The sequence below is a fragment of the Pseudomonas gingeri genome, from assembly GCF_013386165.1.
GTDB classification, from domain to species: Bacteria; Pseudomonadota; Gammaproteobacteria; order Pseudomonadales; family Pseudomonadaceae; genus Aquipseudomonas; species Aquipseudomonas gingeri_C.
This window is the reverse complement of the sequence record NZ_JACAOS010000016.1, coordinates 86,357-102,793: the sequence shown is the minus strand read 5'-3', so window position 1 is coordinate 102,793 and position 16,437 is coordinate 86,357. Positions and strand designations below refer to the sequence as shown.

The following is a 16,437-nucleotide window of genomic DNA, read 5'->3' as shown; positions in this document are numbered from 1 at the left end:
TGGACCCAATATCCCTAACGCTTTTTAGGCGCCAACAACTCAGAACGGCCAATCTGTTCCCGGTGTCGCTCTGGCGGCCGAGGGCCTGAGAACCCAGAGCCCATAATGGCAGCCTCTAGCCCTCGCAAGTGCGGAGCTGATTTCTGACTACGTAATGACTCCATGCCATCGTTCCAGGCATGCACCATATGCTTGGCAACCTCTCGCCACGCAGGCTCGTTCTTCGCCGCCTCGATAACTTCGGCCCCCACCGCGACTGCTGACTCACACAGTTGCTCGACCATTTCGGCGTAACGGCGCGGGGCGATGCCCAGACGGGCATTGAAGAACATCTCCAACGTTCGCCCTGGAGTCCAGGTCTGACGTCCTCCAACAGATAACCCAGGAGCGTTATCCGCGAAGCGCGGATAGGCCTGAGTAGTGACCAAGTCATAGACGGGTGTAAAGGCCACATCGGTTCGCGAGGTGTAATAAAGCGCGATATTCTTGGCGTGGCAGTCTGCGTTACGTACCACATAGTTGCTCAGCAGTTGCCAACCGAAATGCTCTCGCTGTTCACGCAAATGTTGTGCGTCAACATAGGCCCGGGTGGCATTCCAGACTCTTTCCATCGTGGTCGCGTACTTCTCGTGAGGCGGCAAGCCCAGCAACCCGCAAGCATCTTCCAATCCGCATCGCGGCACACCGTTTTCATCGACATCGAAGCGATCCACGACCAGCACGCGGCCGTCATCTGACATACGGCATTTGGCAACCGGAACGACATTCAGTCGCTCCAGTACCCGCATGGTGTAAAACTCGTTGAAGCCCAGATAAGGCGTGTTGTCATCCGATCCTTTGATGATGTGGAATCCCGTGCGCAATGTCGGTTTACCCAAAGATAGATCGCCTGCCTGGGCCTGTGGGGCGATAAACTTGGGAACCACTCCCGAGATCGCCGCCCGAGCATAGCGACGGACCAGGTTGGCGAAGTGAGCGGAGGTATTTTCAGCGGTCAAAAGGTGGTCGATATCCAGCGGATCCGTTTCCAGCCCTGGCGTTACTCCTTCTGGGGTCACTGCAATTCGACCGATACCCGCGCCACCAACGACAGCCAGCAGAGACAAGTCGGTGCCGTCGAGCAATGGTCCGAATTCTTCACGGATGACGCCCAGCAAATATCCTTCAGGCAGATTTTGCCGGAAGAACGGAAACAGGTCTCGCGGCCAACGCCAAACTTCTTCACGTACGGGCAGAGTCAAACTGACGAAGTCTGCCGCCGCAGTACCGGGAACGTACCTCAACACGTATTCGTCTCGTTCGCGATACAGCTTGGCCACCGCTCTTCCGCTGACATGGACATCCAGGATCATTGTTCAAACACTCCCTGTTTCTGCTCAGCGAGAATATCTTCGACCGTGCGCTGATGGCCGGCCTTTACCAGCTTCAAGTCATAACCTGCCGCCTCCAGCAAGCGCACCAGAGCAGAAACACTCATATCGCCTTTAGCCAAGGTTTCCATGCGAGCGACGGTCGAACGCGCCACGCCGGCACGGCTCGCAATCGCCTCCTGGCTGAGATGAGCCTCACGACGAGCTTCCTTCAGCATATGCGCCACATCGAACAAGGTGCTCATTTGTAGCCCTCAGGCATCAAAAAATACGTAACCTTCAATTACTGTAGCCCTGGAGGCACAACAGCGCAATGCTGATTATGGGTCTACCAGGCTTCATCAGGCTTAGCGGCCGAGCAATAAAATGCAGCCCAAGGGCCTCAAAAAAGCACAAACCCTTGAAAGTTGTAGCCCATAAGCACCATGTCTTGAAGACCAGAGATGACTGTCAATTGAATAAGGTAAGAGACGATTCGAGAGCCGTTTTCTCGGTGATCTTGCAAGGCCAGCAAGACAACTCGCTTTCCTTTGAATGAAGTTTCCTAGAAAATCCTGAGCGCTTGTGCCTGCCAATTTCGCTGGCTAGTCTTCAGTCCGTCACTGCTTATTCAGTGATCGGGTTTGGTAGCCCGGTATAGATTGGCGCACAGCGCCCCCTTGGAATCAGGCGTTTTTTATTGCCTGTATTTTATGGTGGCTGTGCGCAGGGCACCTTCGGGCGCGCCGGTTTCTCCAATCTTCCGGTCTACCAACCTGTGTACAGCCGCCACCCTCAATCGTTTGGTAGCGATACTGGTGACGGCTCCATCCGTGAGATTGGAGATTTGCCATGTACAAAGTCACCCCCAACCCGCCGGGAACCTCCGGTATCGAAAGCATCGACCCCCAAGCCGCAGACCGCGCTTTGGCGCACTACATATTGCCTCAGGGCGGCAGTCCAAAACGTCCTGACATCACCGGAACACAAGACAAAGCCCCTGCCCCACAAAGCCGAGAAGAAGCCCTCGTCAACGCCAGCTCAATACTGGAGTCAGCCGCCGCGACTGCCTATGAAAATGCGGACAATCTCACGGGGGCGAATCGCAAGATCGCGATGGGGGTCGTGCATCTGATCGAGTTGGCTCAGCGGCAGGTGGATTCAGTGATAGATAAACAACCAGCAGGGATAACAACCTGACCGAAGCGTGCTCAGTACAAAGGGGAGCTTTGCTCCCCTTTGTTTAAACTAACAACGCACGACGCAACAACTCTCTTACCAAACGCTCACGACTTTGTATTGAACAACGTTTAACACACAGATCCAACACCACACTGCGAATGGCCACAACGGCATTAAAGCAAAACCCAACCACGATAACAGCCGAAACAAAAATAATTACCCCCGACTTGGCCCAGCTCAAAATATCACCTGACTGACTACCAACCTGTTCAGTAAATCTCCCAAAATCAAAAAATGAAGAACGCAACACTGTCACTAACAATCCGAAAAACACAGGCACCAAAGAAACACTCACCAACGGCTTAAGGCTGAAAAAGCTTGCAAGCAGGCGATCACCGAGAGGTTTAACCAGCTTCACGGACTGTTTCGTCAGCTCGCGCGCCTCACGCAAGGCTTTGATCAGTGGCATGTATTGATCGGGGCCAACTCCTAACTCTCGCGCTAACCAGCGCGTTTTATAGAGTGCCAAATCTTTCCTTCGGTATTGCCCGCCAATGCCTAGCAATCCGGCGCCATGAACGCGCACTCCTCGTAACACCGGCTCCCAGCACAGAAGCCACATGAACATCCCCATCAACTGAAATATCGTAACCGCGATCAAATAATAGCCCTGCACCTGCCAGCCACGTCCAACCGCCCAAAAATAAGGAAAATAACATAACAACATAGCAACAAACAGATAAAGAGACACTCGCATCTGCCAATGACGCACTCCACGCCAACTGAAACTGTGATGGAAAACGTGTGAATAGCGTAGCGCCAAGTCGTCGAATTGGTGCTGGGTAATTCCGTTAGACATATCGTTCCTTTCGATATTGGCAAAAAAACCATTCGGGTTTTAGATGTTTATAAAATTCATCACAAGGCCTCCGAACTCTCAGCTCAATGCCCAGCCTTTGGATTGTAAGAGCTTTCATCTTGTTCTAAGAATTTTTTCTTTAGCATGAAGGCTATTTCTAATAATCAGAAATACGTGTAAAACCTCCTACACACCCTCCGGATCAAACCGACACTATCGGCGCACGAAGCGAAATGTCCCTCCTCTCCCGACTACAAAGCCCTAGCGCCGTACAGAGCGCCCTCAATGAATTTTCAAATCTGGGGCAAGCGTCATTCCTGAAACGATACGGCTTTGGCAAGTCGAAGTCATACCGCGTCCGCAACCCGCTTAATCGTGAAGAATGCGACATCAAGGCCATAGTCGCAGTGGCCTATGGTGTGCAATTCCCAGCAGATGGCCAACTGACCGCCGCGGACATCCCGGAAAGTGAAAAAGCTCTTGCCGCCAAGCTGGAGCCGCTTGGATTCGAGACGGTTCGGATTGGTGAGAGTTGGTCCCAGGCAGAAGTTGACGCTACAGTTGCCGACTACTTTGAAATGCTCCGACTCGAAGCCGAGCAGCGATCATTCAACAAAACCGAGCACAACAAAGCGCTGAGAGCTCAGCTTAATGGACGAAGCAAAGGTTCGGTCGAACTCAAACACGCGAATATCAGCAGCATTCTGAACGGGCTGGATTTGCCATTTATTGATGGCTACAAGCCTCGAGGCAACAGTCAGCTTTTGCTACGCCAGGCCGTACAAACCTATGTCACGAACAACCAAGGCATCATGCTCAAGATCGTTGATGCTTTTGAGGACGTGAAAGCACCGGGTCAGAAAACCTACAAAGGCGTCGTAGTGGACGCTCCTGAGAAAGAAACACTGCTCAAAACCGCCAATGGCGGGCCTCGCATTCGAGTACCACGCAAACTCAACTACGCGGCCAGGGACGAAGCCAATCGAACGCTTGGCCGCTGCGGAGAGGAATGGGTTATTGGCTACGAGCACCATCGCTTGCAGGAAGCGGGCTACGCCGAGCTGATTCAAAAGCTGGAGTGGATTTCGGAGACCCAAGGCGATGGTGCGGGCTTCGATATTTTGTCGTTCGACTCACCCTCGCAGCACCGCTACATCGAGGTAAAAACCACCAACAACGGCATCTCGGCGCCCTTCATTATCAGCCATAACGAGCTGCAGTTTTCGAAGGAGATGGAGCAGCAATTCTCGCTCTACCGGGTATTCGATCTACGCAACGCGCCGAAGCTGTTCATTCTTCGCGGAGACCTGACAGATCGCCTGCATCTGAAACCTTTGGATTTTCGGGCGAGCTTTCGAGATTACGTTAGCTAAATCGCCTGAATTGGGTAAACCAGGGCAGATTGATTTTCTAGGCGCAGAGTTTGTGCAACGGGCTGCTGCACAATTGCCCTGTTATCACCAGTAGACGCTACTGGTTGCGCAACATTCTGGTGATGCAGACCGAGCGCGAACTGGCAAGTGATGAGACATCCACCTAGGGACAATGACTTCCATGGTGATAAAGCCTATCCCCCCACCCAGAGCGAACAACACAAACCGAAAGGCATTTCCCTCGACTTCCGCGTCGAGTTCCGCGGTGACTTCCGCGGTCGCCCTTCAGGCCTCTCACCCATTCAGCATGCTCACGGATAACTAAACCGCCTCGCCAACGTCAATTCCCCCGGCGCCCGCATCGGCACAATGAACGACTCCATCTTCTCGTTCACCGTCCCCTCTTCCGTAATCACCGTGACCTTCGCCGTGGTCAGTGGCTGTACGGCATTCTCCTGCCCGCCGCTCTCGTCATCGTCACTGCGATAACCACCACCGAAGTAGTTCACATAAATCAGGTACTGCCCCTTGATCGGTGCCGGCATCGAGAATATCTCCGGGCCGTAACCCGTGGTCACGTCCACATCCAACGCCGCACCATTCGGAGCCACACGATCGCCGTACCAGATATGCGCGCCATCCGGCGTCACCACATGCAGGTCCAGGTCAGTGCCGTCCGTATCCCACGACAACAAAATCCGCAACTTGGCCGGTGTCGCCCCGCCACCCACATTCAGAAACTGCACCCGCTTACGCTGCTGTCCATCCGGGCTGCGCACTTCAACGCTATTACTGCCATTGGGAAACGAAAACGGCCGATCAAAATTCCCCGCCTCATCGATCTTCAACGGCATGCTCACGCCATTGATGATCAGGTTCCCCGGCACCTTGGCGCTCTTCGGAGCGCCCTTGATCATGCCCATGATCCGCGCCGTGTCCGCCTGCCCCGCCGGCGTGTTGACCGACGAGGCCGGGTAGTTGACCGTCTGGCGGAAGTGCTCGCCGTCCGGGGAGCCGGCGTGCCAGCCGCCCTTGGGGGTGTCGAGTTGGATGCCGCTGTCGGCATGGGCCACGTTCAGCACAATCAGGGCGCTGAGGAACAGGACAACGGTGGAGATGCGCAATTTCATGGCCTATTCCAGTAACAGGTGACGGGCAAGCCCTTCGACGTAATCTTCGTCCTGGCCATTCGGATGGGCCTCGAACGCCAGGTGCAGGTATTCATGGGTCAGGTCGAGGCGGTCCTGTTGTGTCAGCACGCCGCGCACGTAAATGCGCTGGCGTTCGCGGTCGACATAAGGCCGGCCGTAGGAGACCCGGCAGACCGCAAACTGACTCAATTCGTTATAGCCGACTTCCTGATCCAGGCGCTGGCGCCAGACACGCCGCTGTTTGAGCAACCACTCCTGCGCTGCCGGCAACGGCTCGCACGAGGCCACCGGGTTGTCCCAGCGGCTCAAACTCGCACGCGGGTAAGCGTGCTGGAGGATCTGGTCGTAACGCTCGCCGCCGTTGGCCTGCTCCACCGCCTGTTGCCAGGACAGCTTGTCCGGGGCAGACAGGTCAGAGTGGTAAGTCACCGGGCTGCCCGCCAGCACCAGGTCACTGGTCCAGGCCGCGATCCCCCGTGCTTCGGCAGTGGCCGGACGTGGGGCGACGCGCTGGCGACCGCTGCTGTCGTCGATGCTCAGGCAGTCGCCGCTACGGCCAGCGTTCTGCAACAGGTAGGTGCGGATCGCTACGGCCAGGGCCTTGGCGGCTTCGACCGGTTCAGTCTTGGCTTCACGTTGCAGCACACGGGCGACGTATTCCTCACGGTCCAACCGCGCCACCAGTTGTAGCTGGCCAGCGTTCTGCAGCAGGAAGAGTTCACCGGCGCTTTCGATTTCCAACTGGTTGCCGTTGGCGAAGTCGACCCGGTAGTGACCTTGCAAAGCTCCGTTGGGAGCGGCTTGGCCGTCGGCGCGAGTGACGCCTTTGAGTGGATAGCGGGAAAACAGATCGACCTGCACGCAACGCCCGACATCCTCGGACGACGGCGACGGCAGGAAGCTACCCAGCACATCCGAGTAATGCCGCAGCACCATCTGACTGGTGCCACGGCCACCGACCCAGAGCGGCGTACCGTCTTCCAACCAACCGGCAAAACCACCCTGGCGCGACTGCGCATCCTGGTCGCCGAGCCAGCTCCAGGTCTTGACCCGCACTCGCCCGCCCAACAGCGCCACCGCCTGACCGTCAGCGGCGTTGAGCACCACGTCCAGCAGCAGTTTGCGCGCCTGTTCCTGAGACGGCAGCGTGCGCAGTGCCTCCAGTAACTGCACCACCGGGACACGGGTTTGCGGTTGCAACTGATTGAAGCTCAGCAGCCAAGCCGGCGCCTGGCGGGCTTGCCAGTAATCGCGCCATTGCTTGGCATCGATCTTCAAACGCGAGGGATCAAAGTAAAGGCCACAAGAACGGACCAAAGCCGCATCCCGGGCGATACTGCCGCCCGGGGTACAGCAATAGACTTCCTCGTGATCCTGACCGTGGCAGTCGTAGGCCGGCTCTTTCTGGTCGGTGTCCACCAACCAGGCATAAACGAAGAGTTTCCACAGGCTGCCCAACGGCGTTTGCAGGTCCGCCGGCAACGGCTCGCGGCTGAGCACCTGGGTGGTGTTCAACTGCACCAACTCGTAGCCGTCGGCGGTTTTCCAAGCCAGGCGCAAGGGCGCTTCCTCTGCCGTCGCCAGCAGAGGAAGGATGCACAACAGTAGCCAGACCAGTAGGCGGCTCATGTCATTCGACCGTGATCTGCCCAAGGGCCGGCTTCTGTTCCTGGGCCTGGTGCTCCGGCGCATAGATCTGGCTGAAACGCGCCGGCGGTAGCTTGAACTGGCCCTTCTGCGAGAAGCGGATCAGGTGGCGCAAACGTACTTCACCATTGAGGCTGTTGACCGGCACGCCGTAGGCCATCTGCCCCGGTTCGAAGTGCGCCTTCTCCAGCGGCGTGGCTTCGGCACCGGCCAACCCGGCGAGGTTGACGCCCCAGGTGGTGCGCTCGACGTCCGCGCCCGGCGGCAACGGCACTTCGAGCATGCCGTAGCGCAGCGGCTTGGGACTCTTGGTGGTGAGGATCACTTCGTCCAGATAGAGACTGTCGCTGGACAACGGCTTGTCGCCCACGGCCTTGAGGCTGAAGGTGTAGGCGTCGTCGCCCGGCACCAGTTCCAGCAGGCGGCGCTTGATCTGCACCGGCAGGTCGTCCGGGACTTTCTGCTGGCTGAGGTAGCTCAGCTTGGCCCGCAATGGACGCTCCTGTGCACCGCTCACGGTCAGCACGCTCGGTACGCCCGTGCCCTGCCATTGCCAGTAGTTTTCACCGGTTCCGCCCTCGCGGGCTTTCCAGCCTTCGCCCGGGGTCAGGCTGACCGTTTTCGGGGTCTGCTCGACGCTGCGTTGCAGCCAGGTCAGGGCCAAGGCGCGTTCCAGGGTGGATTGCTGCGGCAACAGGCGCTGCAACAGGTCCTGGGCCAGGTCGGCGTTGAACGGTTTGATCGACAGGTTCAAGGCGCTGGCAAACGGCTGCGAGCTGGCGCCTAGGCGCTGTTCGGCTGCCGGCAGTTGCTTGCTGAACGCATCCGGCAAGGCGACTTTGCTCTGGCGGGCCAGGGCGGCAGTCAGTACCCGCGCACTGGCCAGACCCAGGGCCGAATCCGGTGCGCCCATGACCACGCTGTCCTGGCCGTCGTCCATCAGGTCGGCATCAGCGCCCTCGCCGGCTTTCGCCAGTTCGTCCATCAGCCCACTCAGCAAGGTGTTCACCGGCAGTTGCATGTCCTTGGCGAACGACAGCACCAACGCCCGTTGCAGCAGCGGCGTGACCGCAGCCTGTTTGCCGTAGACATCCAGCACTCGCTGCCAGTGATCCGGCGGCAGGCTGATGCCCAGGGCCTTGCTGGCATGCCAGTCGGCGTAATAGGCATAACCGGTCAGGAAAGCATCCGGAGTGACATCTTCGCCCCACCAGGTGAACCACGCATCCGGACCGGCCATCGACACCAGACGCAAACGGCTGTTCTGCATGATCAGCCGCAGACGATCGCGAACCTGGGCGTTGGCCGACAGCGCCGGGTAGGCGATGCTCAACGGCAGCAGTTGGCTGGCGGTCTGTTCAACGCCGCCGTAGGGGTAGCTGAGCAGATCGTCGAGGTTGGCGCGGAACAGCGCTTGCGGGCTGTCGTCGAGGCGCAGGCGAATGTCGCTGGCGTCCGCCGGCAGACTCAGCGGGGTGTCGCCGCTGGCCACGTTGAGGCTCTGGCTTTGTGTCACTTGCCAGCCATCACCCACGGCACTCAGGTTGACCGCCAGGGCGTCCTGGGGCTTGCCGTCCTGTTGCAGTTCGGCGCTCCAGTCGCCACTGCTCAGCGGGGTCGCCGGCAGCGGGATGTAGTTGATGCCTTTGTTCAGGGACAACGGCAGGCGCTGTTCCTGGCCGGCGTAGCGAATCACCAGTTCGGTCTTGACCGGCTTGTCGGCCTGGCTGAAAGCGAACAGGCCAAGTTTCGGCTGGTCGCCCGTACGGAAGTGGGTCGGGCCGCTCCATTTCAGGTACAGCGGTTTGTCGGAACGGATGAACTGGTTCTTCTGCCCCACTTGCCCGGCATCGGCGATGGCCCGGGCGGTGATGCGCCAGCGGGTCAGGGAGTCCGGCATGCGGAAGGTGAAACGCACCTTGCCGTTGGCGTCGGTGACCAACTCCGGTTGCCAGGCAGCGGTGTCGACGTCTTCGCGACGCGGCCGCTCCAGCACTTTCACGCCGCGTTCGCTGCGGTTGGCCTTGCCCGGCGCGCCTGGGCTGCCCGGCAACGCCACGTCGTAGCTGATAAACGACAGGCTGGCGCTGGTGCGCACGTTGTTACGGCGTGGGTGGTAGAAGAACTGGTCGATGCTCGGCGCCACTTCCGGTTGCAGCGCGTAGATCATTTCATCCACCACGCTGACGGTCAGATGGGCCGGGATCGGCTTGCCGGCGAACTGGGTAGTCAGGTCCACCGAGACGGTATCGCCCGGCTGGTAGCTGTCCTTGTCGGTGGCGATGGCCACATCGATCTGCGGCGTGGTGACCTTGAGGCCGGCGTTCTGGAAGCTGTACTCGCCGCCCTTGGTGTAGAGCACCGAGAAGGTCAGGTTGGGGGCATAGTTGTCCTTGACCGGAATCCGCGCACGGTATTGGGTGTCGCTGATTTTTTCCAGGCGCAGCCAGTCGGCGCCCTTGGACAGCAACGCGGTGGCCTCGACCTTGTCACGTTCCAGGGACAACAGCGCGTCGCTGACCGGCTCCGGGAAAGTGATCAATGCCAAGGCTTCGTCACCCGTCTGGTACTCGGGTTTGTCGAGGAGGATTTCCACCGTGCCGGGTACGGCTTTCACGCCGTCGCCAGTCACCGAATGGCCTGCCGCGCCGAGAATACGGTCGTGGTCGTCCTTGATGGACAGGTTGTAGGTGCCGGGACGGTCGAAGATGACACTGAAGCCTTTGTCGCCAGCCGCCAGTTTGCCGTTGCCGGTGGACTGGTCTTCCAGACGGACCCAACTGTAGGCACTCGGTTTACCGGCGTTGGGCTGTTCGACGGTGGACTCGCTGGCGTAGCTGAACGCGACCTTCTCGCCGGTGGCGCTGAAACGCTGCGGTGCCGACAGGCGATAACGGGCCGCGCCGCGTTCGATGAGGATTTCCTTGGTGGTCTTGACCCGATACGCCGCGCCATCGCTGGCGAACACGGTGAGCATGTAGCGGCTCGGCTTTTCCGCCGCCGGCAGGTCGAGCACGGCCTGGCCTTTGTCATCGGTGGTCAGTTCGGTGCTGCTCAGTTCCACCGGGAATTGCCCGAGGTATTGCAGCTCGTTGTCGACCATGGACAGTTGCTGGGCACGCAGGCTCAGTTGCACACGCGCATCGGCCACCGGCTTGCCGTCCGGGTAGAGCAGGAGCAATTTGCCCTTGATCGGCTCGCCGGTGCGGAAGTCCTGTTTGGCCAGGTCCATGGAGATTTCAAAGTGCGGCTTGATGTACTCAGCGACGCGGAAGGCGCTGCTGTAGGTCTGGTCGCGGTAGTTGAAGCGCAACTCGTAACCACCGGCCACGGCGTTGTCCGGCAGTTGGAAACGGCCTTGGGTGCCAGACTTGGCGTCCAGGTTCAGGTCCAGGGTCTGCAAGGTGGTGCCGGTGGCATCCAGCACGCTGACGCGCACCGGGGCGGTGGTCGGGTTGACCGAATCACGGGCGTTCTTGAATTCACGGCCGACGATTTTCAGCGACACCCAATCCCCCGGCCGATACAGCGGCCGGTCGGTGAAGGCGTAGAGCTTGGTGTCGTAGATTTCGCTGTCGTAGTAGAAGTTCTCGGAGACGAAGACACCGCCCTCGTCGTCCTCGCCGATCATGAACGAGCGTTCCGGGCTGACGTGCTTGAGGCGCAACAGGCCATCGGCATCGGTCTCGCCACTGCTCATCACGCCCAGGCCATCGGTCCACAGGACCTTGACCTTGGGCACCGAGCTGCCTTCATGCTTGCGCGCGGCCCAGACCAGCAGTTCGTCGCCGGCAATCTTGCTCACGGCCACGGTGTTGGAGACGAACACCACGGTGGTCGCACGGTATTTGCCGATCAGCGCTTCCACCAGGTACAGGCCCGGCTTGAGTTTGCCCAGCGGGATATAGACATTGCCGGGAGCGACGCTGATGAACTGGCTCGACGAGCCGGACAGGTCGACGCCCTTCGGCGGCTGGATCGGCTTGGCGTCCCACAGCGGGTAGCGGAACTGGCTGACCAGCGGCAGGCCGGGCAGCGGCGCGTATTGCGGCGGGTTGTCGTAAGGGGTCGGCGCGGCGATGGCCTGGCCCATTTTCAGTTCCGGCACTTCCTCGGTCACTTGCTTGCGCGACTCGTAGGAGAACGCCCGCTGCATCACGCGACGGGATTTGCGGTACCAGTTGTCCCACAGGTAGGCCAGGGTGTTGGACAGGCCTTCGCCCTTGAACTGGCCGTCGCTGACCACCCGGTGCAGGTTCTTCTGGCGCTTGAGAAATTCCAGTGGCTGGTCGATGCGGTACACGCGGATGTCCGCGCCGCCGTAGGGCTCCATGCGGAAACGCCGGTAGTCGCGGCCCGGCGCTTCGAGGCGGACCAGGGCCTGCTCGTCGCTGGCGAAACTGCTGTCGGCCAGCAGGAAGAAACTCTCACCGGACACCGGCGTGTAGTTGCTCGGCGGCACCGAGTCGTCGGCGGCACCGGCGACCACCGGCAGCAGCACCGCCAGGGCGAAAACCATTCGGGAAAACAGACGCATCATGGGAGACCCGTTCATCGAGAGAGGAAGTTCAGCCGGTAGACGCCGATGAAGTTGGGGTTCGTTGCATCGGGTATCCATCGGGTGTCCTTCCATGTCATGAGTTGCTGCACGCTGGCGGACCGCATGCCGTTGTCGGTGGGGGTGGTGGTGCCGGTGTGATAGGCGATATTGCGGCCCATCCAGATCATCAGGTGCTGGTCGTCGCCCTGGTCGAAGAACAGCAGGTCGCCGGGCCGCGCCTGGTTGAGGTCGCGGCTGACCAGTTGGCTGTTGAACTGGATCAGCTTGATCGCATTGACGTAGGGCCCGACCTTGCCGCCGCCCTGCTGCCATTGCTGGGCCAGGTTGCGCTGGCCCTCGCTCAGGCTCAGTTCGGGCGGCAGGTAGCGGTTGGACAGGCCGTTGGCCCGCAACCATTTGTCGTCATGGGTCTTCAGTGCCTCGTTGGCGGCAAAACGCACCAGGCCGGCACAGTCCTGCTGGTACCAACGCGGGCTCGGGCCTTGGGTCAACTGTTCCTCGGCGATGCGCACGAACCAGGCGCGGAATACCTGGGACTGCTCGACATCGAGGGACGCTGTTTCAAGGGCGAATGCGGGCGCACTGAACAACAGCGTCAGCACACAAAGATATTTCCGAGCCAGCCCCTCCATTGTGGCGAGTGGGCTTGCCCACGCTCGACTGCGCAGCAGTCGCAAAACCGGCCACCGCGTTGTGTCAGGTAGATCGCGCGCGCGTGATTCAGGGCTGCTGCGCAGCCCAGCGCGGGCAAGCCCGCTCACCACAGTTGTGCCCATTCGCAGCATAGCTGTCACATCGCCCGCCATTGCAACGGCAGCCATTGCCAGTGGCCGTCCGGCTCACTGCCTTCCGGCAAGGTCAGGGCGTACTTGCCGAAACCGGCGAGCTTTTGCAGCTTGGGAATCAGGTGGGTCTGCGCAGCGTTGCGGAACACCGGCTCCATGTCCTGGGGCAGGCTGTCGAGGGTTTCCTGTTGCATCAGTTGCGCCAGGGAATCCGGGCCGAGGTAGACCGGCATCAACACATCCTTGGGCAGCACGTCGGCCAACGGCGGGAAGTGCTTGTCGAGGGTGCCGAGGGCCTTGTCCACCAGCTTGTCGTCCAGGGAGAACAGCAGGGTCGAGCCGTGCCGCGCCAGGCTCACGCGGAAAAAGCCCTTGCCGGTGATGGCGTCAGGGTTCTCGGCTTCCTTGGCGGCGTACTGGCCGAAGGTCGAGCTGACCTGGCGCTTCCACTGGTGGACGCTGTCTTTCTGCTGCTCGGCGACGGGGAACAGGCCGCCGTCGACATTGCTTTCCTTGCTCCCGACCATGGAGCCGAACAGCTTGCCCAGGTCAGCATCGAGGCTGTCGTTGTCTTTGGTCAGGTTGGCCACCAGCAACGGCGTGTAAAGACGCGAGTCGGCGTACCAGCACAGGCCGGCGGCACCGCTCATGTGTTCGGTGAGTTTCTTCGCGGTGGCTTCATCGGCACCCAGTTTTACCAGCAGCGGTTGCTGCTGCTCGGCGGCCAGTGGCAAGGCCACGCAGGCGCTGGCGCCGACGGGCATGGCTTGCCAGATCGGCTTGAAGTCGAAGTCGGCGGCTTTGTCCTGTTCATCCAGGGCAAGGAAGCTGTGCCAGCCCTTGTCGTCCATGTCCAGGCGCAGGCCGGCGAAGTTGGGGATAAAACGCTGGTAACCCATGGCGAGGACGCTCGAAGCAATCGAGATGCGCTGCTTCACCAGGGTTTCGCGAGGCTTGAGGCCAAAGGCTTCAGGGAACAATTTGTCGCCGTTGAGCAGCGCCGCCAGGGCCTGGGTCGACACCTCGCCCGGTTCCACTTCACTGTCATCGCTGGTTTGCTCGTAGAGCCGGTCCGGATTGGACAGCACCACCAGCTTGTCGCCACGGGAGGCGAACAGCAGAGCTTTGCTGGCGTTGTAGGCCAGGCGATAGAGCGGCACGCTGTCACCGCCGACTTTCACCTCGCCGACCTTGGTCAACTGGGTGTCGTCCAACGCGACATGGGCCAGGGGCTCAAGCAGCTTGGCCAGGCCGCCACGGTCCATCACCAGCAGGAAATCCTTGAGCCGGCCATCGGCACCGCGCCACAGGGCGATATCGGCCGGCTGGTCGAAGAGTTGCTCGATCAGGTTGTCCTGCAGCTTGAGGTCATGCTCGTAGATGATCCGGCGCAGGCTACCGATCAGGCCCAGGCGGTCGCCGTGGGTTTCGTAATAGAAGACGAAATCCTCGGTCAGGGTGTCGCGCAGGAACGGCACGCTGAGCAGGTCCTTGGGCAACTGGCTCAGTGACGCGGTTTCCAGCAGCGCGTCCGGACGGCTCACGCCGAGCTTTTCCAGGGCCAGTTCCGGCGCCGGGGCGGCGGGCTTGTGGTGGAAAAACCAGCCCAGGCCGCCCGCCACCGTGCCGACCACGCAAAGCCCGAGCACAAGGCCCAGCCAACGGCGCGAACCGGCAGGTTGAGGGGCAGCCGGTACAGCGGCGTCCGGGGAAGCTGTGTTATCGCTCATGTTCGCAAAGCCCATTCATCCGTGGAGCGGGATGTTCAATAGTTGAAGGTCTTGACCAGCAGCAGGTCGCCGATGGCACGCAGGGGCACGGTGAAGCTCTCGCGCTTTTCATCGACGGTGTTTTCGTTGAGCACCAGGTTGATCTGCGAGGTGATGACCTCGTTCTGGTTGGCGCGCTCGGTAAAGTTATAGCCGTCGCTGGCGCTGTAGTTGCCCCAATAGTTCACATAAATCAGGTAAGTGCCGTGCAGCGGCGCGGTCATGGTGAACATTTCCGGGCCGGGGCCGTCGACGCCATCCGGGTCGAGGCCGCCGCCATTGGTCAGCGCCGGGTTCGCATAGAAGGCGTGCTGGCCGTCGGGGGTGATGATGTGCAGGTCGAGTTCGGCCTTGGGGTCGTCCCAACCGAGGACCACGCGGATACGCGCCGGAGTGATCTGCTTGTTGGCCTCATAGAACTGCACACGCTTGAGGGATTTTCCCGTGGAACTGCGCACTTCGACGCTGTTGGAGCCGGCCCCGAACGCGTAGGGACGGACGAAGCGACCGGCGTCGTCGGTGTAGAGATTCAGGGGGTTGCCGTTGACCGACAGGACGTGCGGCTGGCGCGGGCCGGAAGGCGGATTGATGCGGCCTTCGATGGGCGTGCGGCTGCGCTGGATACCCCGGTCGATGGGCGGATTCGGGTAGGCCACCTGCGGCGCGTCGTTACGGTTGAGGAGACCTGCGTAACGCCAGCCACCGGTCGGTTCCTGAAGCTCGGCCGAGGGCTCGGCCCAGGCGTTCAAAGCCCAAAGGGCGATCAGGATGGGGAAAAACCGGCGCATCAACAGCCTCCTTGCCATGCATCACAAACCCTGCGCCGGATCCACAGCGCACTCATGACACGGTATCGGTCAGAGAAGACCTGTCGATGACAGGCGGGGGAAGCGGCAAAGGTTAGCGATTCGAAGGTTGTTAGACAATGGAGGCAAAGCTGTATTTGTGAGGTGGCTCATCAAATCAATCGCGATCGCTGCTTAGAGACGGGAAAACGCCGAAAAAACAAGGCGAATGGCCACTATTTAACGCATCAAATATCGATCAAAACACATTGCCTTGCGGTGATTTCCGGGGAGGCAAAGCAGGCGACAACTCCGGCGTCACCACCTCTCAGTACTCAAGCCCTGCGCTTTTCCAATGCAGCATTGCCCGATATTTCCAGGCTCGCCCAGAACGTTGGCAAAAACACCTCCAAGACCAGAATCGCCAGTTCGCCCCGCTCGAAGCATGAGCGCCGTGCCCAGAGTGGCGATGCGGCCAATTGACCATGTCGAACTGAGTCCTCGTAGCGACAGAGCTCTATCGCCCCACGGCGGAAATCCAGTTCGCCGAACAACCATGGACCAATCGGCTGATCGCCCAAGGCCCGAAAGTCCAGACCGGTGCTGCGTTGCACCGCCTCCGGGATCACGGTCCGGGCGAACACCCAGGGAGCGCCCTGCCCGGTCAGATAGACCTCCCGGACCCAACCACGACTGCCAGGGGGCAGGTGCAACGCAGTGCTTTCGCTGTCCAGTAAAGGCGCTTCGCGCTCATATAAAGGCGTAACCGCGAAGCGACCGCCGGAAACCTCGATCAACCGCTGGGTCAATGACCCCGAATTCAGCAGATAGTCCGCAATGGGTGCCTCAAGCCCAGGCCCCAGTTGCGCGGCCGGCTGCCATTGCACCTTCGGATCGGCACAGAGGGTTCGATGATTCCTCACATTGTCGAACATCGCGCTTTTCCACCTGTTGAAACCGACTGTGCGGCGTGGGC

General features: G+C 60.2%; 12 protein-coding genes. 2 read left to right on the top strand and 10 right to left on the bottom strand.

What is annotated here, in order from left to right; translation table 11 throughout:
* Positions 1–14: 14 nt before the first annotated feature.
* Together HX866_RS16790 and HX866_RS16785 are read right to left on the bottom strand one after the other, a co-directional pair.
* The gene (locus HX866_RS16790) at positions 15–1,352 is read right to left on the bottom strand and encodes a type II toxin-antitoxin system HipA family toxin (RefSeq protein ID WP_177095709.1); all 1,338 of its coding nucleotides are present in this window, start codon (positions 1,350–1,352) and stop codon (positions 15–17) included.
* Entirely contained in the window at positions 1,349–1,615 is a 267-nt protein-coding gene (locus HX866_RS16785; protein ID WP_177095707.1) for a helix-turn-helix domain-containing protein, read from the bottom strand. The genes HX866_RS16790 and HX866_RS16785 overlap by 4 nt, the downstream gene beginning before the upstream one ends.
* A gap of 586 nt (positions 1,616–2,201) precedes the next feature.
* Here HX866_RS16785 and HX866_RS16780 point away from each other — a divergent pair.
* Positions 2,202–2,549: a DUF6124 family protein gene (locus HX866_RS16780; RefSeq protein ID WP_177140127.1), complete on the top strand. Its 348-nt coding sequence runs from the start codon at positions 2,202–2,204 to the stop codon at positions 2,547–2,549.
* A 43-nt stretch (positions 2,550–2,592) separates the two neighbouring features.
* Here HX866_RS16780 and HX866_RS16775 read toward each other — a convergent pair whose 3' ends face one another.
* On the bottom strand, positions 2,593–3,390 hold the full coding sequence (locus HX866_RS16775) for a hypothetical protein (RefSeq protein WP_177140126.1): 798 nt from the start codon (positions 3,388–3,390) through the stop codon (positions 2,593–2,595).
* Positions 3,391–3,623: 233 nt separating this feature from the next.
* Here HX866_RS16775 and HX866_RS16770 point away from each other — a divergent pair, with 233 nt between their 5' ends.
* Positions 3,624–4,763, top strand: coding sequence for a DUF3883 domain-containing protein (locus HX866_RS16770; protein ID WP_177140125.1), 1,140 nt, complete (start codon positions 3,624–3,626; stop codon positions 4,761–4,763).
* 311 nt (positions 4,764–5,074) lie between these two features.
* Here HX866_RS16770 and HX866_RS16765 read toward each other — a convergent pair whose 3' ends face one another.
* The 7 genes from HX866_RS16765 to HX866_RS16735 all read right to left on the bottom strand — a co-directional run bounded on the left by HX866_RS16765 (position 5,075) and on the right by HX866_RS16735 (position 16,396).
* Complete coding sequence (locus tag HX866_RS16765) at positions 5,075–5,893, bottom strand: YfaP family protein (protein ID WP_177140124.1); 819 nt, start codon at positions 5,891–5,893, stop codon at positions 5,075–5,077.
* A gap of 3 nt (positions 5,894–5,896) precedes the next feature.
* Entirely contained in the window at positions 5,897–7,543 is a 1,647-nt protein-coding gene (locus HX866_RS16760) for a DUF2300 domain-containing protein (RefSeq protein WP_177124408.1), read from the bottom strand.
* A 1-nt stretch (position 7,544) separates the two neighbouring features.
* Positions 7,545–12,116, bottom strand: a complete 4,572-nt coding sequence (locus HX866_RS16755) for an alpha-2-macroglobulin family protein (RefSeq protein WP_177124409.1) — start codon at positions 12,114–12,116, stop codon at positions 7,545–7,547.
* Positions 12,113–12,754 (bottom strand): DUF1175 domain-containing protein, encoded by a 642-nt coding sequence (locus tag HX866_RS16750; RefSeq protein ID WP_177095694.1) that lies wholly within the window; start codon positions 12,752–12,754, stop codon positions 12,113–12,115. The genes HX866_RS16755 and HX866_RS16750 overlap by 4 nt, the downstream gene beginning before the upstream one ends.
* Positions 12,755–12,912: 158 nt before the next feature.
* Positions 12,913–14,637, bottom strand: a complete 1,725-nt coding sequence (locus HX866_RS16745; RefSeq protein WP_177095692.1) for a DUF2138 domain-containing protein — start codon at positions 14,635–14,637, stop codon at positions 12,913–12,915.
* A 35-nt stretch (positions 14,638–14,672) separates the two neighbouring features.
* Complete coding sequence (locus HX866_RS16740) at positions 14,673–15,464, bottom strand: YfaP family protein (protein WP_177124410.1); 792 nt, start codon at positions 15,462–15,464, stop codon at positions 14,673–14,675.
* A 332-nt stretch (positions 15,465–15,796) separates the two neighbouring features.
* A complete protein-coding gene (locus tag HX866_RS16735; protein ID WP_177124411.1) occupies positions 15,797–16,396 on the bottom strand; it encodes a chorismate--pyruvate lyase family protein in 600 nt (199 codons plus the stop codon).
* Positions 16,397–16,437: the final 41 nt, after the last annotated feature.